At 65.8% G+C, this 20,027-nt stretch carries 22 protein-coding genes, 1 tRNA gene, 1 pseudogene and 2 riboswitches; of the genes and pseudogenes, 9 read left to right on the top strand and 15 right to left on the bottom strand.

Features of this window, described 5'->3' with window-relative positions; all coding sequences use genetic code 11:
• Window positions 1–11: 11 nt before the first annotated feature.
• Both cobW and AUC68_RS18265 read right to left on the bottom strand, forming a co-directional pair.
• Entirely contained in the window at window positions 12–1,046 is a 1,035-nt protein-coding gene (gene cobW, locus AUC68_RS01015) for a cobalamin biosynthesis protein CobW (RefSeq protein ID WP_069435943.1), read from the bottom strand.
• Window positions 1,043–1,285 (bottom strand): DUF1636 family protein, encoded by a 243-nt coding sequence (locus AUC68_RS18265; protein ID WP_342027204.1) that lies wholly within the window; start codon window positions 1,283–1,285, stop codon window positions 1,043–1,045. Before AUC68_RS18265 ends, cobW begins: the two co-directional genes overlap by 4 nt.
• Window positions 1,286–1,577: 292 nt before the next feature.
• A riboswitch (cobalamin riboswitch) is annotated at window positions 1,578–1,798 on the bottom strand.
• Window positions 1,799–1,887: 89 nt separating this feature from the next.
• A riboswitch (cobalamin riboswitch) is annotated at window positions 1,888–2,087 on the top strand.
• Window positions 2,088–2,123: 36 nt separating this feature from the next.
• Between AUC68_RS18265 and AUC68_RS01005 the strand changes: the two genes are divergently transcribed.
• From AUC68_RS01005 to AUC68_RS00990, 4 genes and pseudogenes are all read left to right on the top strand, one after another.
• Entirely contained in the window at window positions 2,124–2,753 is a 630-nt protein-coding gene (locus AUC68_RS01005; RefSeq protein ID WP_069435942.1) for a HupE/UreJ family protein, read from the top strand.
• A gap of 6 nt (window positions 2,754–2,759) precedes the next feature.
• Window positions 2,760–3,294, top strand: a pseudogene (gene cobU, locus AUC68_RS01000) (bifunctional adenosylcobinamide kinase/adenosylcobinamide-phosphate guanylyltransferase).
• A complete protein-coding gene (gene cobO / locus AUC68_RS00995; protein ID WP_069435941.1) occupies window positions 3,291–3,908 on the top strand; it encodes a cob(I)yrinic acid a,c-diamide adenosyltransferase in 618 nt (205 codons plus the stop codon). Before cobU ends, cobO begins: the two are co-directional and overlap by 4 nt.
• Window positions 3,909–3,910: 2 nt before the next feature.
• Window positions 3,911–5,365 (top strand): cobyric acid synthase, encoded by a 1,455-nt coding sequence (locus AUC68_RS00990; protein WP_069435940.1) that lies wholly within the window; start codon window positions 3,911–3,913, stop codon window positions 5,363–5,365.
• Here the strand turns inward: AUC68_RS00990 and cbiB are convergent.
• Complete coding sequence (gene cbiB, locus AUC68_RS00985) at window positions 5,357–6,325, bottom strand: adenosylcobinamide-phosphate synthase CbiB (protein ID WP_069435939.1); 969 nt, start codon at window positions 6,323–6,325, stop codon at window positions 5,357–5,359. The two genes, AUC68_RS00990 and cbiB, sit on opposite strands and share 9 nt — an antisense overlap.
• Before the next feature lie 55 nt (window positions 6,326–6,380).
• On the opposite strand from cbiB, the gene cobD reads away from it, so the two are divergent.
• A complete protein-coding gene (gene cobD / locus AUC68_RS00980) occupies window positions 6,381–7,385 on the top strand; it encodes a threonine-phosphate decarboxylase CobD (RefSeq protein WP_244500328.1) in 1,005 nt (334 codons plus the stop codon).
• A gap of 23 nt (window positions 7,386–7,408) precedes the next feature.
• On the opposite strand, the gene AUC68_RS00975 is transcribed toward cobD, so the two are convergent.
• The 3 genes from AUC68_RS00975 to ligD all read right to left on the bottom strand — a co-directional run bounded on the left by AUC68_RS00975 (window position 7,409) and on the right by ligD (window position 9,610).
• The gene (locus AUC68_RS00975) at window positions 7,409–7,630 is read right to left on the bottom strand and encodes a hypothetical protein (protein WP_141701026.1); all 222 of its coding nucleotides are present in this window, start codon (window positions 7,628–7,630) and stop codon (window positions 7,409–7,411) included.
• 147 nt (window positions 7,631–7,777) lie between these two features.
• Window positions 7,778–8,593, bottom strand: a complete 816-nt coding sequence (locus tag AUC68_RS00970; RefSeq protein ID WP_069435937.1) for an extensin-like domain-containing protein — start codon at window positions 8,591–8,593, stop codon at window positions 7,778–7,780.
• A 96-nt stretch (window positions 8,594–8,689) separates the two neighbouring features.
• On the bottom strand, window positions 8,690–9,610 hold the full coding sequence (gene ligD / locus AUC68_RS00965; protein WP_158008191.1) for a non-homologous end-joining DNA ligase: 921 nt from the start codon (window positions 9,608–9,610) through the stop codon (window positions 8,690–8,692).
• Between the two features lie 211 nt (window positions 9,611–9,821).
• Between ligD and AUC68_RS00960 the strand changes: the two genes are divergently transcribed.
• Window positions 9,822–10,682 carry an SDR family NAD(P)-dependent oxidoreductase gene (locus tag AUC68_RS00960; protein WP_069435935.1) on the top strand — a complete coding sequence of 287 codons (861 nt, stop codon included), beginning with the start codon at window positions 9,822–9,824 and terminating at the stop codon, window positions 10,680–10,682.
• Window positions 10,683–10,693: 11 nt separating this feature from the next.
• Here AUC68_RS00960 and AUC68_RS00955 read toward each other — a convergent pair.
• A tRNA-Ala gene (locus tag AUC68_RS00955) sits at window positions 10,694–10,769 on the bottom strand.
• A gap of 211 nt (window positions 10,770–10,980) precedes the next feature.
• Here AUC68_RS00955 and AUC68_RS00950 point away from each other — a divergent pair.
• The gene (locus AUC68_RS00950) at window positions 10,981–11,274 is read left to right on the top strand and encodes a YggT family protein (RefSeq protein WP_069435934.1); all 294 of its coding nucleotides are present in this window, start codon (window positions 10,981–10,983) and stop codon (window positions 11,272–11,274) included.
• 22 nt (window positions 11,275–11,296) lie between these two features.
• Window positions 11,297–11,656, top strand: a complete 360-nt coding sequence (locus AUC68_RS00945) for a DUF167 family protein (protein WP_069435933.1) — start codon at window positions 11,297–11,299, stop codon at window positions 11,654–11,656.
• On the opposite strand, the gene pyrF is transcribed toward AUC68_RS00945, so the two are convergent.
• The 6 genes from pyrF to AUC68_RS17290 form a co-directional block, all read right to left on the bottom strand.
• Window positions 11,653–12,363: an orotidine-5'-phosphate decarboxylase gene (pyrF, locus tag AUC68_RS00940; protein WP_069435932.1), complete on the bottom strand. Its 711-nt coding sequence runs from the start codon at window positions 12,361–12,363 to the stop codon at window positions 11,653–11,655. The genes AUC68_RS00945 and pyrF overlap by 4 nt on opposite strands.
• 26 nt (window positions 12,364–12,389) lie before the next feature.
• Window positions 12,390–12,953 (bottom strand): NADPH-dependent FMN reductase, encoded by a 564-nt coding sequence (locus AUC68_RS00935; protein WP_069435931.1) that lies wholly within the window; start codon window positions 12,951–12,953, stop codon window positions 12,390–12,392.
• A 179-nt stretch (window positions 12,954–13,132) separates the two neighbouring features.
• Entirely contained in the window at window positions 13,133–14,290 is a 1,158-nt protein-coding gene (gene dnaJ / locus AUC68_RS00930; RefSeq protein WP_069436096.1) for a molecular chaperone DnaJ, read from the bottom strand.
• A gap of 123 nt (window positions 14,291–14,413) precedes the next feature.
• Window positions 14,414–16,333: a molecular chaperone DnaK gene (gene dnaK, locus AUC68_RS00925; RefSeq protein WP_069435930.1), complete on the bottom strand. Its 1,920-nt coding sequence runs from the start codon at window positions 16,331–16,333 to the stop codon at window positions 14,414–14,416.
• A 216-nt stretch (window positions 16,334–16,549) separates the two neighbouring features.
• On the bottom strand, window positions 16,550–17,110 hold the full coding sequence (locus tag AUC68_RS15420; protein ID WP_342027309.1) for a methyltransferase domain-containing protein: 561 nt from the start codon (window positions 17,108–17,110) through the stop codon (window positions 16,550–16,552).
• Entirely contained in the window at window positions 17,107–17,379 is a 273-nt protein-coding gene (locus AUC68_RS17290) for a hypothetical protein (protein ID WP_069435928.1), read from the bottom strand. Before AUC68_RS17290 ends, AUC68_RS15420 begins: the two co-directional genes overlap by 4 nt.
• A 90-nt stretch (window positions 17,380–17,469) precedes the next feature.
• Here AUC68_RS17290 and AUC68_RS00910 point away from each other — a divergent pair, with 90 nt between their 5' ends.
• The gene (locus tag AUC68_RS00910) at window positions 17,470–18,081 is read left to right on the top strand and encodes an alpha-ketoglutarate-dependent dioxygenase AlkB (protein WP_069435927.1); all 612 of its coding nucleotides are present in this window, start codon (window positions 17,470–17,472) and stop codon (window positions 18,079–18,081) included.
• Between the two features lie 12 nt (window positions 18,082–18,093).
• Here the strand turns inward: AUC68_RS00910 and grpE are convergent, their stop codons facing one another.
• Together grpE and hrcA are read right to left on the bottom strand one after the other, a co-directional pair.
• Entirely contained in the window at window positions 18,094–18,762 is a 669-nt protein-coding gene (gene grpE / locus AUC68_RS00905) for a nucleotide exchange factor GrpE (RefSeq protein WP_069435926.1), read from the bottom strand.
• Between the two features lie 131 nt (window positions 18,763–18,893).
• The gene (gene hrcA, locus AUC68_RS00900; protein ID WP_069435925.1) at window positions 18,894–19,988 is read right to left on the bottom strand and encodes a heat-inducible transcriptional repressor HrcA; all 1,095 of its coding nucleotides are present in this window, start codon (window positions 19,986–19,988) and stop codon (window positions 18,894–18,896) included.
• Between the last annotated feature and the right edge of the window lie 39 nt (window positions 19,989–20,027).

Below are 20,027 nucleotides of genomic sequence, written 5' to 3'. Positions count from 1 at the left end.
CTGCCTGCGGGCTATCCGGCCAGGGACTTGACCACGGCGTCGCGGTCCAGACCCTTCAGGCCGATAACGACAACCTTGCCCTGGCGGTCCTCGGCCTGCCCCCAGGGGCGGTCGAAATAATGATTCACGCGCGGTCCCACGGCCTGGATCAGAAGCCGCATGGGCTTGCCTGCCACCGCGGCGAAACCCTTGACGCGCAAGACATCGTGGGCCCCGGCCAGATCGGCGATGCGCTGGGCGATGGACGCGGGGTCGGCCACCTCGGCGATCGGGACCACGAACGTGTCGAAGTCGTCGTGGTCGTGATCCGCCTCGCTGTCGTGGTGGGTCATGCGGTTTTCGATATCGTCCTCCGCGCCGATGCCGAGACCGAGGAGTGCGGTGGCGTCGACCTTGCCTTCCGCGACCGTGACGACGCCGATCCCGCGCGGGAGCGCGCCGGTGACCGTCGTCATCGCACGCTCGAGCCCCTCCGTGTCGAGCAGATCGCGCTTGTTCAAGACGATCAGGTCCGCGCAGGCGATTTGGTCCTCGAACACCTCTTCGATGGGGTCGTCGTGATCGAGGGCATCGTCCGCCGCCCGCTGCGCCGACAAGGCTTCGAGATCCGCGGACACTTGTCCTTCGGACAGCGCGGCGCCGTCGACCACCGCCACCACACCGTCGACCGTGACACGGTTCTTGATCGCGGGCCAATGGAAGGCCTGCACGAGCGGCTTCGGCAGCGCGAGCCCGGAGGTCTCGATGACGATGTGATCGACTTGGGGGTGGCGCGCCAGAATCGCGTCGAGCGCGGGCACGAACTCGTCGGCAACCGTGCAGCACAGGCAGCCATTGGCAAGTTCGACGATATTCTCCTCGGAGCAGTTTTCGTCGCCACAGCCTTTGAGGATCTCGCCGTCGATGCCCACATCGCCGAACTCGTTGACGATCACGGCGAGGCGCCGCCCGTTGGCGTTGGCGAGAACATGGCGGATGAGCGTTGTCTTGCCGGAGCCGAGAAAGCCGGTCACGATCGTGCAGGGAACGCGGGCAACGGACGTCATTCAAGGTCCTCCGAGGTCGGTGTGAAGTGGAGCGGTGGTATGCGCGCGATCAGGCCGCGCTTCAAGACATCGGGCCGCCCGCCCCAGGGCAGGATGCCATCGGCCGCATCGACGAGAAGTTGCGCCCCCGCGATCAACGCCGGCGCATCGTTGGCGGCATCGAGACCGCCGAACACATAGGTCCAGCTATCGGGCGCGCGCATCGCGGCGCTGAGCGAGCGGCTGCAATTACCAAGCATTCCACGCCCGTGACGGTGACGCCTGTTCCGCGGGCGGCTTCGGCCGTCGCCGCCGCAAGCAGGGAGCCCGGGCGCGGGCCTTCCTCGGTCTCGCCCGCCCTGCGGCAGGTCACGCAGACATAAACGATCGGCCCGTTTTGGGCCTCCGGGGTCGGGTCGTTGCTGCCTTCGGGAAGTGTCACCCTTGAGATCCTCTGGCGGTCTCGAACGAGACCCCGCGGCAAGAAGGGTGCACGACGGCCGCGACGCGTGTCGGGCCAAGAACCCAGCGTCGCGGAGGCACCCCGCCCGGCGGACGACTCGATCGACGGCAGGTCTCCTGGCTTCGCGGGTATCAACCTTCGCCGCCTTCCCGGGTCGAACCCAGTGGCGTTGGCTTAGGCGCCCAAGACCGCTTTCCAGCTCTTGCCTGGGCACACCGCTTACAGTTGCGGGGGCAGCCGCGGATTTGGAACTTTCCTTACCGCGTTCCCTGTTCGCTCGAAATGAGCAACCGTCGATACGGCACATAAGGGCCCCTCAGCCGCGTTTGTCAATGCGTTGCAGGCGCCGGCGCCGGCGCGGCGCCCCGGGATTCCCCTTGCGGCTTGCCCTTTGCCGACTATAGTCGGAGCGCCGATGGTTCCCGCGCTCCGCGGGATAAATGAAGGGAACACGGTGAGGGATTTCCCAATTCCGTGACTGCCCCCGCAACTGTAAGCGGCGCACATCCCTCTCTTGGTCACTGGAACGAGGGCTCCAGACGACCGAGAGGATGGATGGAGCCGCAAAGTCAGGAGACCTGCCGCGGCGCCAACCTTGAACCGCGCGCTCGGGCGGAGGGCGCAAGGGGGATCACATGACCACGTCTTCACTGCATCGCATCGTGTTTTTGGCGCTCGCCGCGCTTGTGCTCACCGCTGCGCCGGCGTCGGCGCATCACATGATGGGCGGCGAAATGCCCTCGACCTTCTCTCAGGGCCTGCTTTCCGGTCTCGGCCATCCGGTGATCGGGCTCGACCATCTGGCCTTTCTCATCGCCGTCGGCGTAGCAGTCGGCGTCGGCGGTCTCAATCTCGGCCTCCCTGTTCTCTTCGTCGCGGCGTCGGCCATCGGTGTCGGTATCCACGTGGGCGGGTTCGATCTGCCTGGCGCCGAACTGATCGTGGCGTCCTCCGTGGTGATCGTCGGCGCCCTCGTCGCTAGTGGCCGCGCGCTTCCGCTTGCCGCCTGGGCCGCACTGTTCGGTGCCGCGGGCCTTGCGCATGGCTATGCCTACGGCGAGTCGATCTTCGGCGCGGAGCCGACACCCCTCGCGGCCTATCTGCTCGGTCTCGTGATCATACAGAGTGTCCTCAGCGTCGGTGTCGCCCTGCTCTTCCGCGTGCGGACCCCGTCCGTCTCGGCCATCGCCCCGCGTCTAGCCGGCGCCGTGGTGGTCGGCATCGGGATTGCCGCGCTTCTCGGGCAAATCATTCCAGACGCGTAGCCAATAATGGCAAGTGCCAGCCCCGAGGACGAAGGAATCACCTTGGTCCTCGGCGGGGCCCGATCCGGCAAGAGCCGGTTTGCCGAGAGTTTCGTCAAGTCTCTCCCCCGCCGTGGATCTATATCGCCACGGCCGAGGCGCATGACGACGAGATGGCCGCCCGCATTGCCGAACATCAGGCCCGTCGCGAAGCCGGTTGGCAGACGATCGAGCGCCCCACGACCTGGCGGATGCGATCCGCGAGGCGCCGAAAGGGGCCGTCGTGCTCGCGGACTGTTTGACCTTGTGGCTCTCGAATATCATGCATGGCCCGTTCGATATCGACCGCGCCATGGCGCAACTCGAACACGCGCTGCAGACGCGCGAAAACGCCACCGTGCTGGTCTCCAACGAGGTGGGGCTGGGGCTCGTGCCGGAGACGCCGCTTGGCCGTGCGTTTCGCGACGCGCAAGGCCGTCTCAACCAGCAGATCGCGGCTCTCGCCAGCCGGGTCGTCTTGGTGGTCGCCGGGCAGCCTCTCATTGTGAAGGGAAACACATGACGAAGTCGGTCGAAGACAAGGACCTCGAGCGTCATCGGGCCAAGATGGCCAAGCGCAAGGAATTGCAGGACGCCCAGGTCGCCGGGAAGACCGTCGAAAAAGGGCTTCTGATCGTTCACACCGGTACCGGCAAAGGCAAGTCCACGGCCGCGTTCGGCCTCGCCTTGCGCATGATCGGGCGCGGCAAGCGCGTCGGGATCGTCCAGTTCGTCAAGGGGGCTTGGCACACGGCCGAGCGCGACGCTCTGGAGAAGTTCGGCGATCAGGTGGCCTGGTATTCCATGGGCGAAGGCTTCACGTGGGAAACCCAGGATCTCTCCCGCGATATCGCCGCGGCGGAACGAGCTTGGGCCAAGGCGGTGGAACTCATGGACGATCCCAGCTTCAGCCTGGTCATTCTCGATGAGCTGAACATCGCCCTGCGCTACGACTATCTGCCTGTCGACGAGGTCATCGCCACGCTGAAGGCGCGGCGTCCGGACCTGCATGTGATCGTCACCGGACGGAATGCCAAGCCGGGTCTGATCGAGGCGGCCGACCTCGTCACCGACATGACACTGGTGAAGCACCACTTCGCCGCCGGCGTGAAGGCGCAAGCCGGCATCGAGTACTAGGGATGACCGCCCGCGCGCTCATGTTTCAGGGCACGGGCTCCGACGTGGGCAAATCCCTGATCGTGGCCGGGCTCGCCCGCGCGCTTGTGCGCCGTGGGCTGAAGGTCGTGCCCTTCAAGCCGCAGAACATGTCGAACAACGCAGCCGTCACCAGCGACGGCGGGGAAATCGGCCGCGCCCAGGCGCTTCAGGCGCGGGCCGCACGCGTGGCTCCGAGCGTTCACATGAACCCCGTCCTGCTCAAGCCGCAAAGCGAGGTCGGTGCGCAGATCGTCGTGCGCGGCCGCGTCCACGGCAAGGCCAAGGCCGACTATCAGGCGCTGAAACCGCAACTGATGGGCGCCGTCCAAGACAGTTTTGCCCACCTCAAGGCCGAGGCCGACATCGTGCTCGTGGAAGGCGCGGGCAGCGCCTCGGAAGTCAATCTGCGCGTGGGCGACATCGCCAATATGGGCTTTGCCCGCGCGGCCGGCGTGCCGGTCATCCTGATCGGCGATATCGACCGAGGCGGCGTCATCGCCAGTCTCGCCGGGACGAAGGCCGTGCTCGATCCCGCCGATGCGGCGATGATCGAAGGGTTCCTGGTCAACAAGTTCCGGGGCGATCCGGCCCTGTTTGCCGAAGGGATGGCGCGCATTGCCGCCGCGACCGGCTGGGAGGCGCTTGGGCTGATCCCGTTCTTCGCGCGGGCCGGCCTTCCGGCCGAGGACGCCTTGGCGCTCGACGAGGCCCAAACCGGCAAGACCGGAGCCAAACTTAAGATCGCCGTGCCGGTGCTGCCCCATATCGCCAATTTCGACGATCTCGATCCGCTGGCCGCCGAGCCTGCCGTCGACCTTGTCCGTATACGGCCCGGTCAGGCGCTGCCTGGCGATGCGCAGTTCGTCATCGTGCCTGGGTCCAAGGCGACGCTGTCGGATTTGCAGGCTTTGCGAGAGGCCGGTTTCGATATCGATATCGCCGCGCATGTGCGCCGCGGTGGCGCGGTGCTGGGGCTTTGCGGCGGCTATCAAATGCTGGGGCGGGTGCTTCGAGACCCGGACGGCATCGAAGGGGCGCCAGGCGAAGCAGAGGGGCTCGGTCTGCTCGATGTGAACACGACCTTGTCGGCGGAGAAGCGCCTCGAGCCCGCGCACGGGGTCACGTTCGATCAGGTGCGGTTCGAGGGATACGAGATGCATATGGGCCGCACGGAAGGGCCCGATTGTGCGCGTTCCTTCGCGGTGCTGGAGGACGGGGCGACGGATGGTGCGGTCTCGGCGAACGGCAAGGTGTTCGGCACCTATGTGCATGGTCTGTTCACGGACGACCGGCAGCGCGCCGCATGGCTCGAGCGGTTTGCCGCGGGACCGCTGCAAATCGGCTACGATGATCAGATCGATGCCATCCTGGACGAGTTCGCCACCCATCTGGAGGCTCATGTCGATGTGGATCGACTGCTCACCCTGTCACGGTGAAGGCCATGCTGAGAGCCGCCGCCGCGCCACGAGCGCGATCAACAGGCCGTCGGCGCGGACATAAAGGCGGAGCGCCGCACGAAGGTCGGCCGCCGTCGCCGTACGCCGGCCGTCGCCGAGCCACGGGCCGTCGGTGAGCGATCCGGCATAGGCGCGGGGACCGCCGAGCGCCACGTCGAGGGCGCCCGCCATGGCCGCTTCCGGATAACCTGCGTTGGGCGAAGCATGCTTGGCCGCATCGCGCCGCATGACCGCCCAGGCCCGCCTGGCCGAAGCGTCCTGCATGAGGCTTGCCGCGCCGATGAGCAACAGCCCCGACAGACGGGACCCAGGCAGATTGACGGCATCGTCGAGCCCGGCCGCCGCCCGCCCGAAATCCGCATAGCGCGGCGAACGATGGCCGATCATGCTGTCGGCCGTGTTGATCGCCTTGTAGATCGCCCCGCCGGTCAGGCCCGCCAGCCCGAGCCAGAACACGGGCGAGACCACACCGTCGGAGAAGTTCTCCGCGAGACTTTCGATGGCGGCGCGCGCGACGCCCGCCTCGTCGAGCGGCGCGGTGTCGCGTCCCACGATCTGCGACGCCGCGGCGCGGGCCTCCTGGAGCGTACCGGTCTCAAGCGCATCGGCGACGGCGGCCACGTGGCTGTAGAGGCTGCGCTGCGCGATCAGCGTGCTTGCGGCCAGCGCAACGAAGAGCAGCCCAAAAGGCAACAGCAGGAGGGCCGTCTCGAGGATGAAGGCGCTCGCACCGACGACGAGCAACACGAGCGTGAGGGCGATGCGGCCCGCCCGGCGCCGCGCGGCCGCGTCTTTTGCCGCATCGTTGAGACGGTGGTCCAGCCAGGAGATGACATCTCCCATCCAGGTGACCGGATGGCCGACGCGCTTCACGAGCCGTGCCGGATAGCCGACGGCAAGCTCGACGAGCATCGCAAGAAGCGCTAGCGGTGCTGCCATGACGTCACACGATCCAATCCCATCCAGACGCTCCGCCATTTCGATCGCGGGACCGTTGACCGACGCGCCATTGAGTCATGGCGGCGATCTCGGTGCCGCGCGGGCGCTCTTTCCCCATGCGCCCGAGCCATTTGTCGATCTGTCGACGGGCGTCAACCCCCATCCCTATCCTATCGCGGATCTTGTCCGGGAAGACTTCGCGCATCTGCCGGAACCCGCCGCGCTCGAACGCCTGACGCAGCTGGCAGCCGCCTACTATGGCGCGCCCTCCGCGGACAACGTGGTGGCGGCGCCGGGAAGCCAGGTCCTGATGGCGTTGATCGCCGACCGGATTCCGCGGGGACGCGCCGCGATCCTCCGTCCGACTTACGCCGAGCATGCGCGTGTGGCGGCGTTTGCCGGTCATGAGGTGGAGACGGTCTGGACGCTCGCCGAGCTCTGCGGCGCCTCTCTGGCCGTTGTCGTCAATCCCAACAATCCCGATGGACGGCTTGCAGCCAAAGACGATCTGTTGAGCCTCGCCGCGCATCAAAAGGCGCAAGGCGGCGTCTTGGTAGTGGACGAGGCCTTCATGGACGTGGGGCCTTACGGCGAAACCATGTCCGATAGCGTCGAAGAGGTCCCCGTTGCGGTGTTGCGGTCCTTCGGCAAGTTCTTCGGTCTCGCCGGTATGCGCCTCAGCTTCGCGGTGACTGGCCGCGAATTGGCGTGCCACTTGCGAGCACGCCTCGGCCCTTGGCCGGTCTCGGGTCCCGCGCTTGCGATCGGCGCGGCCGCGCTTGCCGACCGGGCCTGGATAGACAGTACACGGATCGATCTGAGGGCGGCCTCCAAGCGGCTCGAGGCCCTGCTTCGCAAGGCGAATCTGGAGCCGGTCGGCAAGACCGATCTCTTCTGTCTGGTTCGCAGCCGGCATGCTCAGGAAATGTTCAAAAGGCTCGGCGAGGCAGGCGTCTTCGTGCGGCGTTTCGACGGGAATGAGCAGCTCTTGCGGTTTGGTCTTCCGGGAACGGAAACGGAATGGCGGCGCCTGAGAGACGCGCTTGCAACCCCGTCTTAGCGGGGAACGCCCGACAGAGCCGGTTAGTGGGCCCAGCGGCGGCTATAGTGCTCGGCCAGTTCGATACTGCCCTGCGCTTCTTCGGGCAGGAGCCGTGCGATCACCCCCATGGCGAGTTCGACGGACACTTCGCTCCCGCCGCACTCTTTGAGTTGATCCCGAAGCCAGCCATAGACTTCTTCATCGCCCGATTTCAGCCCTACGGCGATTTCCTCGAGCATCTGCACCAACGATTCGGCTGCCATCGCGTCCTCCAATCGAACGAAGCCCAAGGAAGAACAAGGGCTTGCGGCTGGGTTTAAGCGTTCCTGGTGCGATTCTTCCCCGTGACGATCATACCCCAATGGTGCGGCTGCGAAGTTGCTCTAGGGCCACAGTCGGCTGTTTTCTCCCTAATCGCTCGGTCCCAGCGTGAACGCGGGCACCTGCGGTGTCGATTCGCGTGGCCCGGTGAAGGGGATGGGTTTGACCGAGGCCGTCGAGACGGGATCGTCGTCCTCCACCGCCGCGAACAGGCCGCTCTTGGGCTGGGGGCGGCAGTAGTGGCCGCCACCCTTCGACACGTTGGTGACCAGAAGGTCCACGTGGAAATGGTTGTAGTGAGCCCGGTCGCTGCCCGGTCCGAGGACCGTGTAGAACTCCCGACAGGCCCCCGCGAACGCCTCGCGCAGAAAAGCCTTTTCTCGCTGCGAGCCGCGCCACCAGCCTTTGACGACGGTGATGGTCCGTCCGTCCGCCAAGGTGAATCCGGCGATGTCCAGGGCATTGCCGAAGGAATGTTCGGACAGTTTTCCCGTGGTCCTGCCGTTCCGGCCCCGGCAGCTATAGGACGAGATCTGTTTGATCTCCACCACGGGCTGACGGAACTGGCGCATGGCCGCCCGTTGCACCGAGTTGTGGATCCAGCGGTCCAGCGCCGCCGTCATGGGGCAGCCGATCGTCGCGGGCGGGGAGATCTGAACCCGGCCTCCGAGCGCGGCCGAGACCCGCAGCGGCGCCAAAATGCCGCACGCGCTGCGGCCGCGGATCGAGGAGACCTGCGTCACATAGGACGAGGCGCGCACATGGCCCGAGGCCATGCACTTCGCCTCGGCGCGGTCGCGCCATTCCGCCCGGCTGTCGTGCGGTACGCCGCCGCCGCCGCACGAACTGAGAAAAACCGCCGCCGCCAGAGCCGCGGCCGGATACGCAATACGAGCCCCCAACATGGGCAAGACATTGTGCCAAAGGTTCTGAACAATTCTTCAATGCCGGTACGACCAGAGCTCCGCGGCGCGCGGCGGGGGGGTCTCGGTTTCGCGCCGCTAGACGAGTCCGAGCGCTTTTCTCGCGCGGGCCGTGATCGTCTGCGCCGTGTCGAAGAAGCCCTCCCAGGGGTCGTCCTTGAGGCCTGCAAGCCGCCGAGGCAGAGTTTCCACCGTGTAGGGCGCCCCGCTCTGGAGCCGGGCCAATTCCGTCCAGCGCAGCGGGGTGGCGACGGGCGCCCCGGCTTTTGCCCGAGGCGAATAGTTGCAGATGGCCGAACTGCCCCGGCCGTTGCGCAGGTAGTCGATGAAGATCTTGCCGGTCCTGGTGCGCTTGAGCGGATTGGCCGTGTATCGATCGGGCGCCCGTTCCACGAGCGTATCGGCGAGGGCCCGGGCGAAGGCCCTGATCTCGGGCCAGCCGGCCCGAGGCGTGAGCGGTGCCACCACATGCACGCCCTTGCCTCCGGTGGCCTTGAGAAAACCGGTCAAGCCCAGTTCTGCGAGGAGATCGCGGACTTCGCGCGCGGCGCTACGGAGCATGCCGAAATCCAATGCTTCGTCCGGGTCGAGATCGAGCACCAGCCGGTCCGGAGATTCGAGCTTGTCGACGGACACGCCCCAGTCGTGAATCTCCAGCGTCCCGATTTGCGTCAGCGCAAAGAGCCCGTCCGCATCCTCGATATACAGATACGGCCTGTCCGTCTCGCCGCCCGGTACCCGGACTTGCTTGATCGCATCGGCCATACCCTTCGTCGCGTGCCGTTGGAAGAACCGCGGGCCGCCGAGCCCTTCGGGACAGCGCACAAGGCTGATGGGCCGCCGCGCCACGTAAGGCAGCATGGACGCGGCGATTCGGGCGTCGTATTGGGCGAGGTCGTGCTTGGTCAGGCCGACCTCGGGATAGAGCACCTTGTCGGGGCTCGTCAGCGTAACGGTGCCGAATGTTTCAGCGTGCGCTGTCCTGCTTTCAGCCGCCATTGTCGCGTCCTCGGCCGCAACGTGTTTTCTGTCCAGGGCCGAAGATGCCACGGGAGCGGCCGGTTCCGAAGGGCGCTTGTACCAATTGGCATGACCGATGGCTTGCACCTGCGGGCGTTCGGTGCTTGCTTGCCGCTCGATCGGCGGCATGACTGTGAACACAGGACGGCACTTGGCAGGTATGGACTCGGCGAAAGGAATGCGAGGGGCGTTGAGGCCCGCGGCTGTCATCACGGGTGCCACGCGCGGGATCGGCCGCGCCCTGGCCGAAGAGTTCGCCAAGAACGGCCACACGGTGCTGCTCGCCGGACGCAACGAGGCGGGCTTGGCCGAGCTTGCGAAGGCCTTGGCCGCAGCACACGGTGTGGGCGCCTACGCCGTGCCGTGCGATCTCGCCACGCCGGAAGGCTGCGACAAGATCGAAGAGGCCCTGTGTACCCACGGGCTCTATTGCGAATCGCTTGTCAACAACGCGGCCATGATGACGGCCGGCTTCTTCCAGGATCAGGATCGGGACGCGCTGCTCAAGACCGTCGACCTCAATCTGCGCGCGGTGATGGACCTGACGCGGCGCTTTCTGCCCGACATGGTCGCCCGGGGGAGCGGCGGCGTGTTGAACGTCTCCTCCGTGGAAGGTTTCATGCCGGTGCCCTATCACGCGACCTACGCGGCGACGAAGGCGGCCATGATCTCCTGGAGCCGCGCTCTGGCCTATGAGGTGATGGGGACGGGCGTGCGCATCTGCATGGTGGCGCCGGGAGTCATCGAAACGGATATCCACGCCGCCGGCGGCGCCGAGAACTCGCGCTATGCCCTCTACCTGCCGAAGATGACGCCCGGCCGCCTGGCCGAGGCCACGTACCGGCGTTTCAAGCACGGGAATTGGGTGATCATAGAAGGCTGGCTCAACCGGGCGTTCGTGGCGCTGGCCCGCTTCGTGCCCGGCTATTTCCTGATTCCCTCGTCGGGCTGGTTCTTCCAGGTGCGCGACGAAGAGGGCAAGCCGGTCGAACCCAAGCCGCTTCCGCATCCGGATGCGTGCGCCGGTGACACCGAGCGCGACAAGACCTGAAATCGGGGAAGTGGTGGAGCCGAGGGGAGTCGAACCCCTGACCTCAGCAGTGCGATTGCTGCGCTCTCCCAACTGAGCTACGGCCCCTTCAGAGCCCCGCATTTAGGGAGCGGTCCGGGGGTCTGTCAAGCAAGGCGCGCATCGAGGGTGAGATTCTCGCGCTGGCTTGGGTCACGTGCCGGCGCGAACCCCAGACCGCGGTTCCGGGCGCGATTTTCGCCATTGCGTCTGAGGGCTTGCCCTTTGGCGTGCCCGTCCGCTACATGGGGTCCGAGGCCGCGCGAGGAGGGGCCGTTTCATGGTGCCATTGATCGGATTCATTGCTCTTGTGATCGACCTCTTCATCTGGGTCGTGATTGCGAGCGCAATTCTGAGCTGGCTGATCGCCTTCAACGTGGTCAATACGAACAATCGCTTCGTCTACTCGATCGCGGACGCCCTCTACCGGATCACCGAACCCGCGCTGGCCCCGATCCGGAGCTTCATGCCCAATCTCGGCGGGATCGATATCTCGCCGGTGATCTTGATCCTCATCCTGTTGTTCATTCGCGACGTGGTGCTGCTGGGCTGGCTGCTGCCGGCGTTCGTATAGGTGCGCCGTGGCGAGGCCTCCAATGGCCGACCCTCGCCAGGGCCGTGCCCCGCCCCAATTGAAGATCCGTCAGACGGAGACCGGCGTTGCGCTCGCCGTGAGGCTCACGCCGAAAGCCGCGCGCGATGCGGTTGAAGGGGTCGAAGAGTTCGGCGGAGATCCGGTCCTGAAAGCCCGCGTTCGCGCGGTCCCTGAGAACGGGCGGGCCAATACCGCGCTCGAAAAGCTGATCGCCGATTGGCTCGACGTGCCGCGCTCGACCGTTTCGGTCATCCAAGGTGCCAAGGCGCGCATCAAGATCGTGGCGGTCGACGGCAGCGCCATCGGCCTTTCGGCCTTGATCGCCACGCGCCTCACCGCCTTCCGCGACACCGATGCCTAGGCGCCGACAGTTGCAATCTCCGCGGCGATGGCTTCGGCGGCCGCGCGCGGGTCGTCGGCGCGGGTAATGGGGCGTCCGATCACCAGATAGTCCGCGCCGGCCCCGATCGCGTCGCCCGGTGTTACGACGCGAGTCTGATCTTGCGCGGCCGCGCCAGCCGGTCTGATGCCCGGCGTGACAATCACAAAATTGCGCAACCGCTCATGCAGCGCCGCCGCTTCCTTGCCGGAGGCCACGATGCCGTCGAAGCCCGCATCCTGCGCCAGCCGGGCCCGCTCCTGCACGAGCGCCAGAGGCGGCATGTCGATGCCTTGCTCCGAAAGATCGGACCTGTCGAGATTGGTGAGCACGGTGACGCCGAGAAGTTTGAGCGCGCTGTCCCCGCGTCCGCGCACGGCAGCATCCAGCGTCTTGCGGTCGGTCGCGTGAACGGTGAGGAACTGCGCCCCGGTTTCGGCAATCGCCGCGGTGGCCCGTTCCACTGTCGTTTCGATATCGAGAAGCTTGGCGTCCAGAAACACGCGCCGGCCCTCCTTCGCAAGGTCCTCGGCGAAGCCGAGCCCGCCGCGATAGATCAGCTCGAGCCCGATCTTGTAGACGCCGACACTGTCGTCGAGCGCGGTCACGAGCTTGCGCGCCTCATCGAGATCGGCGACGTCCAGCGCCACCACGATTCGGTCTTTTGGTGCCAAGGTGTCCGCTGTCATGTCTATCCCCCCAAAACGTTCGTGCTTTACGCGGCGAACTTTCGCGCCGCCACGGCCAAAGCCTCGACCACATCGGCGAACATCTTCTGCCGCGTGTCGTCGACCAGGCTCCCATCCTCCGCGAACGCCTTCATGGCTCCAGGCAGCGCCATCTGCTGCGGAATGACCGTTGCGCCAAGTCCTACCGCGAGAATCTCACGGAGCTGCAACAAAGAGCGCATGGCGCCGTAATAACCGGGAGAGGCACCGGACACGGCGAAGACACGGGTGCGAAACACGTCGGGCTCGGTTCGGACCCGGCTCACCCAATCGAGCGTGTTCTTCAATAAGGCAGGGATGCCCGCATTGTACTCGGGCGTCACGATCATCACGCCATCGTACTCGGCAAGCAGCGCCTTGAGGGCCTGCGCGCGTTCCGGCACGCCCTCCGCGTCCTCGAGGTCACCGTGATAGATCGGCATGGAATAGTCGCAGAGATCGGCAAAAACAGCCTCGATGCCGTTTGCCTCCGCGACCTTCTGCCCCAGACGGGCAAGCTTTTTGTTGTGTGATCCCTCTCGAGCGCTCCCTGCGAAAAACAACAACCGCATTGGCGTCTCCGTCCTTGTTGAGCATTGGCGCGTGCCCGCCGTGGCCTAACCGGCAAAGCGCGCCGGTGCCGCTCTCCTGTCGTCCGCGCGAGAACACATGTGGGGATCGTTCCGCGGCGGCGAAAGAGGCAGAAGTGGAAATCGCCCGAACGAATTGCGTCGAGGAAAAGCGCCGTCCGCTATTCGCCGATGCCGTCGAAGAATTCCTTCACCCGAGCGAAGAAGCCTTCCGACTCAGGGCTCGTCTGCGCGTTCGACTCCGCCTCGAACTCCCGCAGGAGATCGCGCTGCTTGCGCGTGAGATTTTTCGGCGTCTCGACCTCGACTTGGATATAGAGGTCGCCCTGCTGCTTGGAGCGCAGCACGGGCATGCCCTTGCCTTTGAGCCGGAACTGCCGGCCGCTTTCGCTGCCCTCGGGGATCTTCACGCGGCTGCGCCCGCCGTCGATCGTCGGCACCTCGATCTGTCCGCCGAGCGCGGCCGTGGTCATGGAGATCGGCACCCGGCAAAACAGATCGGCGCCGTCGCGCTGGAAAAACTCGTGGGGCTTGATCGCAAGGAAGATGTAGAGATCGCCGGGCGGTCCGCCGCGCAACCCCGCCTCGCCTTCCCCGGCGAGCCGGATGCGCGTGCCGTCCTCGACGCCCACGGGGATGGTCACGGAGAGAGTCCGCTCCCGCGTGACGCGGCCGGCCCCGTCGCAACTGGGGCACGGGTCCTCGATGATCTCGCCACGGCCCTCGCATGTGGGGCACGGGCGCTCGATGGTGAAAAAGCCCTGGCTCGCACGCACCTTGCCGGCGCCGCCGCAGGTGCGGCACGTGACGGGAGCCGTCCCGGCCTTGGCGCCCGAACCCGAGCAGTCCTCGCATGTCACGCTGGTCGGCACGCGAATCTGCGCGTTGCGACCCTCATAGGCCTCCGCCAGCGAAATCTGCATGTTGTAGCGCAGGTCCGCCCCGCGCGCGCGGCCCGAGCGCTGCCGGGGGCGCCGCGCGCCCATGAACTCGCCGAAGAGATCGTCGAACATGGCCGACATGGACTCGGAGAAGTCAGAGCCAAACCCGTGGGCGCTGGCGCCACCGCCGAACCCGCCAAAGCCCGAGCGGCCGTCGAAAGCCGCATGGCCGAACCGGTCATAGGCAGCGCGGCGCTGCGGATCCTTCAGCACCTCATAGGCTTCGTTGACGATCTTGAAACGGTCTTCGGCGGTGGGGTCTCCGCCGTGCCGGTCCGGGTGACATTCCTTCGCAAGGCGCCGGAACGCGGACTTGATTTCGCTGTCGCCGGCTCCGCGGTCAATGCCCAGAACCTCGTAATAACACTGCTTCGCCATCCACCCCTCCGGACCCTCCATGCCCCGTTCGCCGGCGAACGGGCCGCATGCGGGCCTCTTATTGGGCTTTCGGCGGAGTCCCCTTCGAGGATCGGGGACTCCGCTGCCTTGTTGGAACTCGCGTTACGCGGACTTCTTGTCGTCGTCGTCCTTGACTTCCTCAAAGTCGACGTCGACTACGTTCTCGTCGGCGCTCCCGCCCGCATCCGCGGAGGGGCCCTCATCGCCGCCTTCGGCCTGGCTGGACTGGTACATCGCTTCGCCCAGCTTCATCGAAGCCTGCGCCAGCGCGTCGAGCTTTTGCTTGATGGCTTCGACGTCCTCGCCCTCGGCGGCGGTCTTCACGTCCGCCGCGGCGGCCTCGACCGCCGACTTGTCCTCGGCCGAGACCTTGTCGCCGAAGTCGGACAGCATCTTCTCGGTCGAATGGACCAGCGCCTCGGCCTGGTTGCGCACTTCCACGAGCTCGCGGCGCTTCTTGTCTTCCTCGGCGTGGCTCTCGGCTTCCTTGACCATGCGGTCGATATCCGCGTCGGACAGACCGCCGGACGCCTGAATGCGGATCGACTGCTCCTTGCCGGTCGCCTTGTCGGCCGCCGAGACGTTGACGATGCCGTTGGCATCGATGTCGAACGTCACTTCGATCTGCGGCACGCCGCGCGGCGCCGGCGGAATGCCAACAAGATCGAACTGACCGAGCATCTTGTTGTCCGCGGCCATCTCGCGTTCGCCCTGGAAGACCCGGATCGTCACCGCGTTCTGATTGTCTTCGGCGGTGGAGAACACCTGGCTCTTCTTGGTGGGGATCGTGGTGTTGCGGTCGATCAGGCGGGTGAACACGCCGCCCAGCGTCTCGATACCCAGCGACAGCGGCGTCACGTCGAGCAGCAGAACATCCTTGACGTCGCCCTGCAGAACGCCGGCCTGGATCGCCGCGCCGATGGCCACGACCTCGTCGGGGTTCACGCCCTTATGGGGCTCCTTGCCGAAGAAGGTCTTCACGGTCTCGGCGACCTTCGGCATGCGGGTCATGCCGCCGACGAGAATCACCTCGTTGACGTCGCCGGCCTTCAGACCCGCATCCTTCAGCGCCGCTTCGCACGGGGCGATGGTGCGCTTGATGAGGTCCTCCACCAGGCTTTCCAGCTTGGCGCGGGTCAGCTTCATGGTCAGATGCTTGGGACCCGACTGATCGGCGGTGATGAAGGGCAGGTTGACTTCGGTCTGCTGCGTCGAAGACAGCTCGATCTTGGCCTTCTCGGCGGCCTCTTTGAGCCGCTGAAGGGCGAGCTTGTCGCTGCGCAGATCGATGCCGTTCTCTTTCTTGAACTCATCGGCGAGATAGTCGACGAGGCGCATGTCGAAGTCCTCGCCGCCGAGGAACGTGTCGCCATTGGTCGACTTCACCTCGAATACACCGTCGCCGATTTCGAGGATCGAGACGTCGAACGTGCCGCCGCCGAGGTCGTAGACGGCGATGGTCTGTCCGTCCTTCTTGTCGAGGCCGTAAGCGAGCGCTGCGGCCGTCGGCTCGTTGATGATCCGAAGGACCTCGAGACCGGCGATCTTACCCGCATCCTTGGTCGCCTGGCGCTGCGCGTCGTTGAAATAGGCCGGAACGGTGATGACCGCCTGCTCGACCTTCTGGCCAAGATGGGATTCGGCGGTTTCCTTCATTTTCTGAAGGATGTAGGCGGAAATCTGCGAGGGTGAATACTGTTTGCCGTGGGCTTCGACCCAGGCGTCGCCGTTGGCGGCCTTCACGAGCTTGTAGGGAACGAGCTTTTGGTCCTTCGCAACCGTGGGGTCGTCCCAGCGGCGGCCGATCAGCCGCTTGATTGCGAACAAAGTGTTCTCCGGATTGGTAACGGCCTGGCGTTTCGCCGGCAGTCCGACCAAAGCCTCGTCGTCGTCGGTGAACGCCACCATGGAGGGCGTCGTACGCATGCCCTCGGCGTTTTCGATCACCTTCGGGCTAGTTCCATCCATGACCGCGACACAGGAATTCGTCGTGCCAAGGTCGATACCAATAACTTTCGCCATATCCGAGCCTCTCTTTCTGGCAAACCGTCCGGGCCCTGACGCGGCGCCCGGGATTGACTGACGCGCCTGGCTTCGCTCGAAGCGGCGCGAACCGGTTCCCAATTGTTTCGCAGCGCCCCGCGGCGGAAAATCGTGCGGGGTTCCGCGGTTATATAGGTGCCAGCCCTATGGCTCGCAAGGAGAACACGGGTCGCATCCGATCGTTGGCGCAGGTTGTCACGCCAGGCGCCTCCACGCCCCGATAAGGATTGGAGTCACGCAGTAATACCGGCCGTCCGCGGTGGCCTCCGCAATCTCCCTCTTGAAGGCTTCCGCGCGGGCGTCGTCGGCGATTCCAAGTTCCACGGCGGAGGCGAAAAGTCCTTGGTAAACGCCGATTAACATTGCCGCCATGCCACTCATGGGGAGGAATTTCACTTCGGCCCGCGTTCCGTCCGGGATGCCGAGGCCCGCGGCCTCGAACTGGGCGGGCAGTTGGCGCCCGGCCCGCAGGTTGCGGCCATGTCCGCGAAAAACCCCCTCGAACAGGCGGAAAAACTCGGTCATGGCAGGGCAGATCGGCTCCACGGTCATGGCACCGAAATCGAACTCCTGCACCGCGATCACGCCGCCCGGCTTCGTCCAGCGATGCATTTTCTCGAGAATCGCGACGGGGTCGGGCATGTGCATCAGAAAGAACCGGCAATAGGTCAGGTCGAAGGGCGCCCCCGGCAGGTCCTCGGTTGTCAGGACATCCGCCTCAATCTGATGAAAGTCAGCGCCGCCGTCCGTCTTCAGGTCTGCGAGCGCCTGGCGCCCGAGACTGCCGTCGATCTCAGTCCGGTGACGGTGCCCTTCTCGCCGACCCGGTCCGCCATGAGCCGCATGACCGAGCCCGGTCCGGAGCCCACGTCGAGGCAGGACATGCCGGGCGCGAGCCCGATTTCGTCGAACAGGGCCTCCGACGCGCCCTGCCACATCTCTGCCTGGTTCCGCAACCGCGCGTATTCCTGCTCGTCGCGGCTGTGGATGTAACCGTCGGTATTGGCCGGTGTCGCTTCGCTCATCAGATCCGTCCCTGGAAACGCTCTACCGCCGGGGCGCGTAAGCGCTAGAGTGCGACCCTAGGCGAGAGGGCCCCCGGCGGCAAAGGACGCATGCTGTATTTCCCAAAGAAATTGAACGCGCAGGCCCAGGCCGCGCTACTCGGCGATGTCCGCGCGATTGTCGGCGAGGCGCCCTTGTTCGTTCCGACCATGCCCCGCTCAGGCACGCCCATGTCGGTCCGGATGACCAATGCCGGTTCGTTGGGGTGGGTCACGGACAAGACGCGCGGCTACCGCTATCAGGCCACGCATCCCGAAACCGGCGCGCCGTGGCCGGCGATACCGCAAAGGCTTCTTGCGCTCTGGGCTGCGCTCGCGGACTACCCGCACCCGCCGGAAGCCTGCCTCATCAACTATTACAGTGGCGGGGCCAAGATGGGGCTGCATCAGGATCGCGACGAGGAGGACGTCACCGCGCCCGTCCTGTCCGTGTCGCTGGGCGATACGGCGATCTTTCGCGTGGGCGGTACCACGCGGAAGGCGCCGTCGCGGACGCTTGAGCTGCAGTCCGGCGATGTGGTCGTCTTGGGCGGTGCGGACCGGCTCGCCTATCACGGCATCGATCGCGTGCTATCCAAAACGAGCGGTCTTCTCGATGAGGGTGGGCGCTTCAATCTGACGCTCCGCCGCGTCACCAAGCCGGCGAACCCCGTCTCCACCTAGCCGCGTTGCGGCCTAGCCTTTGCCCGGCGCGTCGTCGTTGGCCGCGCGGCCCGGACCGAAGCCGTCGCTTTGCGGCTCCTGTGGCGCGGGCTTGGGCGCCGGGGCCGGTTTGGGACCGCCTTTGGACACGGCGACGAGCGCCGGCCGGAGGACCCTGTCGCCGATGGTGAATCCCGCTTGCATGACCTGCACCACGGTGCCTTCGGGCACTTCGGTGGTCGGCACCTCGTACATGGCCTGCTGCTGGTTGGGGTCGAAGCGCTGGCCCAGCGGCTCGAGCTTCGTCACGCCGTGCTTCTCCAGCATCTTCATCAGTTCCCGCTCCGTCAGCTCAACGCCTTCGAGAAAGCTCTTGAGCGCCGGATCCTTCGCGGCTGCTTCGCCCGGAACATGCTCCATGACGCGATGCAGATTGTCGCCGATGGTCAGAACGTCGCGCGCGAAATTGGAAATAGCGTAGCGCGACGTGTCTTCCTTTTCGCGCTCGGTCCGGCGGCGCAGATTCTCCATGTCGGCCATGGTGCGCAACAGCTTGTCGCGCATGTCCGCATTCTCCGCCAACAGGGCCTCGAGGTCGCCCGCAACGTCGGTGCCGGCGGTGGCGTTCGGCGCCGTCTCCGGCGCGGCCTGGTTGGCCTGCGGATCGTTTTTTTGGCGTGGATCGGAAGGTTCGTCCGGCATCGAAGCTCTCGGGGGTCAGAATTGATCGGAAGAGCCCCGGATATCGACCGGGCGGGAACAAAAATCAAGGGACAACCCGACGGCTCCGGCGCAGCACTCTTGCCGGCCGGCACGGGTCGGGGGCCCGCGCGTTACGGGACGAGCCGTCCCAAGAGCCGCGCGGTATAGTCGACCATCGGAATGATACGGGCATAGTTGAGCCGCGTAGGCCCGATCACCCCGAGCACGCCGACGATCTTCTGCTCGGTGTCTTGGAACGGCGAAACGATGAGGGCCGATCCGGATAGCGAGAACAATTTGTTCTCCGAACCGATGAAGATTCGCACGCCCTCGGCGCGTTCGGCCAGGCCGAGCAGCTGGATCAGCCCCTTCTTCGCATCCAGGTCCTCGAACAGGAGCCGAACCCGCTCCAAATCCTCCATCGCCTTGATGTCCTCGAGGAGATGGGCATGGCCGCACACGATCAGGCTTTGCCGGTCGTGCGCCTCGCCCGACCACGTGGCCAGGCCATCGGTGACCACTTGAGCCGTGAGCGCGTCGAGCTGGGCGCGGCGTTCCTCGATTTCCGTTTCGACGCATCGGCGCGCCTCTTCCAGCGTCATGCCCGCGATCCGCGCGTTCATGTAATTGGTCGCTTCGCTCAGCGAGGACGGCGACAGGCCCTGTGGGAGCGTCACGATGCGGTTTTCGACGTCACCATCTTCGCCCACGAGAACCGCCAGCGCCTGGCCCTGGCCGAGATTGACGAATTCGACATGACGCAGCGTCTTGCTCTGTTTTTCAGCCAGGACCACGCCCGCGCAGCGCGACAGGCCCGAGAGCATCTCGCCGGCCTCGGCGAGATAGTCCTCGACGCCCCGGTGCCGGCCGCGGGTGACCATACGGGCTTCGATTTCGCTGCGTTCGGCCTCGGAAACGTCACCGATCTCCAGCAGGCCGTCGACGAAAAGCCGCAGGCCCGTCTGGGTCGGCAACCGGCCGGCGCTGGTGTGGGGCGCGTAGATCAGGCCCAGCCCCTCAAGGTCGGACATGACGTTGCGGACCGACGCGGGCGACAGCGTCATCGGCAGCGCGCGGCTCAAATTGCGCGAGCCGACGGGCTCGCCCGTCTCCAAGTAGGTTTCGACGATCCGCCGGAAGATCTCGCGTGAACGTTCGTTGAGCTGACGCAATCCCGCGGCGGCGTCGGCCGCGGCTTTGGTGCCTCTGACGTCTGGATGACCCATGACCGGAAATTTAGGAAGCGCGCCACACGGCGTCAAACG

The sequence above is a fragment of the Methyloceanibacter methanicus genome (assembly GCF_001723285.1).
GTDB classification, from domain to species: Bacteria; Pseudomonadota; Alphaproteobacteria; order Rhizobiales; family Methyloligellaceae; genus Methyloceanibacter; species Methyloceanibacter methanicus.
The sequence above is the reverse complement of the archived record's forward strand: the minus strand, read 5'-3'. Positions and strand labels throughout refer to the sequence as shown.

Coding starts and splice junctions, on each gene's coding strand:
- cobW (WP_069435943.1), bottom strand. CDS start 1,046: ATGACGTCCGTTGCCCGCGTTCCCTGCACGATCGTGACCGGCTTTCTC.
- AUC68_RS18265 (WP_342027204.1), bottom strand. CDS start 1,285: ATGCTTGGTAATTGCAGCCGCTCGCTCAGCGCCGCGATGCGCGCGCCC.
- AUC68_RS01005 (WP_069435942.1), top strand. CDS start 2,124: ATGACCACGTCTTCACTGCATCGCATCGTGTTTTTGGCGCTCGCCGCG.
- cobO (WP_069435941.1), top strand. CDS start 3,291: ATGACGAAGTCGGTCGAAGACAAGGACCTCGAGCGTCATCGGGCCAAG.
- AUC68_RS00990 (WP_069435940.1), top strand. CDS start 3,911: ATGACCGCCCGCGCGCTCATGTTTCAGGGCACGGGCTCCGACGTGGGC.
- cbiB (WP_069435939.1), bottom strand. CDS start 6,325: ATGGCAGCACCGCTAGCGCTTCTTGCGATGCTCGTCGAGCTTGCCGTC.
- AUC68_RS00975 (WP_141701026.1), bottom strand. CDS start 7,630: ATGGCAGCCGAATCGTTGGTGCAGATGCTCGAGGAAATCGCCGTAGGG.
- AUC68_RS00970 (WP_069435937.1), bottom strand. CDS start 8,593: ATGTTGGGGGCTCGTATTGCGTATCCGGCCGCGGCTCTGGCGGCGGCG.
- ligD (WP_158008191.1), bottom strand. CDS start 9,610: ATGGCGGCTGAAAGCAGGACAGCGCACGCTGAAACATTCGGCACCGTT.
- AUC68_RS00950 (WP_069435934.1), top strand. CDS start 10,981: ATGGTGCCATTGATCGGATTCATTGCTCTTGTGATCGACCTCTTCATC.
- AUC68_RS00945 (WP_069435933.1), top strand. CDS start 11,297: ATGGCCGACCCTCGCCAGGGCCGTGCCCCGCCCCAATTGAAGATCCGT.
- pyrF (WP_069435932.1), bottom strand. CDS start 12,363: ATGACAGCGGACACCTTGGCACCAAAAGACCGAATCGTGGTGGCGCTG.
- AUC68_RS00935 (WP_069435931.1), bottom strand. CDS start 12,953: ATGCGGTTGTTGTTTTTCGCAGGGAGCGCTCGAGAGGGATCACACAAC.
- dnaJ (WP_069436096.1), bottom strand. CDS start 14,290: ATGGCGAAGCAGTGTTATTACGAGGTTCTGGGCATTGACCGCGGAGCC.
- dnaK (WP_069435930.1), bottom strand. CDS start 16,333: ATGGCGAAAGTTATTGGTATCGACCTTGGCACGACGAATTCCTGTGTC.
- AUC68_RS17290 (WP_069435928.1), bottom strand. CDS start 17,379: ATGAGCGAAGCGACACCGGCCAATACCGACGGTTACATCCACAGCCGC.
- AUC68_RS00910 (WP_069435927.1), top strand. CDS start 17,470: ATGCTGTATTTCCCAAAGAAATTGAACGCGCAGGCCCAGGCCGCGCTA.
- grpE (WP_069435926.1), bottom strand. CDS start 18,762: ATGCCGGACGAACCTTCCGATCCACGCCAAAAAAACGATCCGCAGGCC.
- hrcA (WP_069435925.1), bottom strand. CDS start 19,988: ATGGGTCATCCAGACGTCAGAGGCACCAAAGCCGCGGCCGACGCCGCC.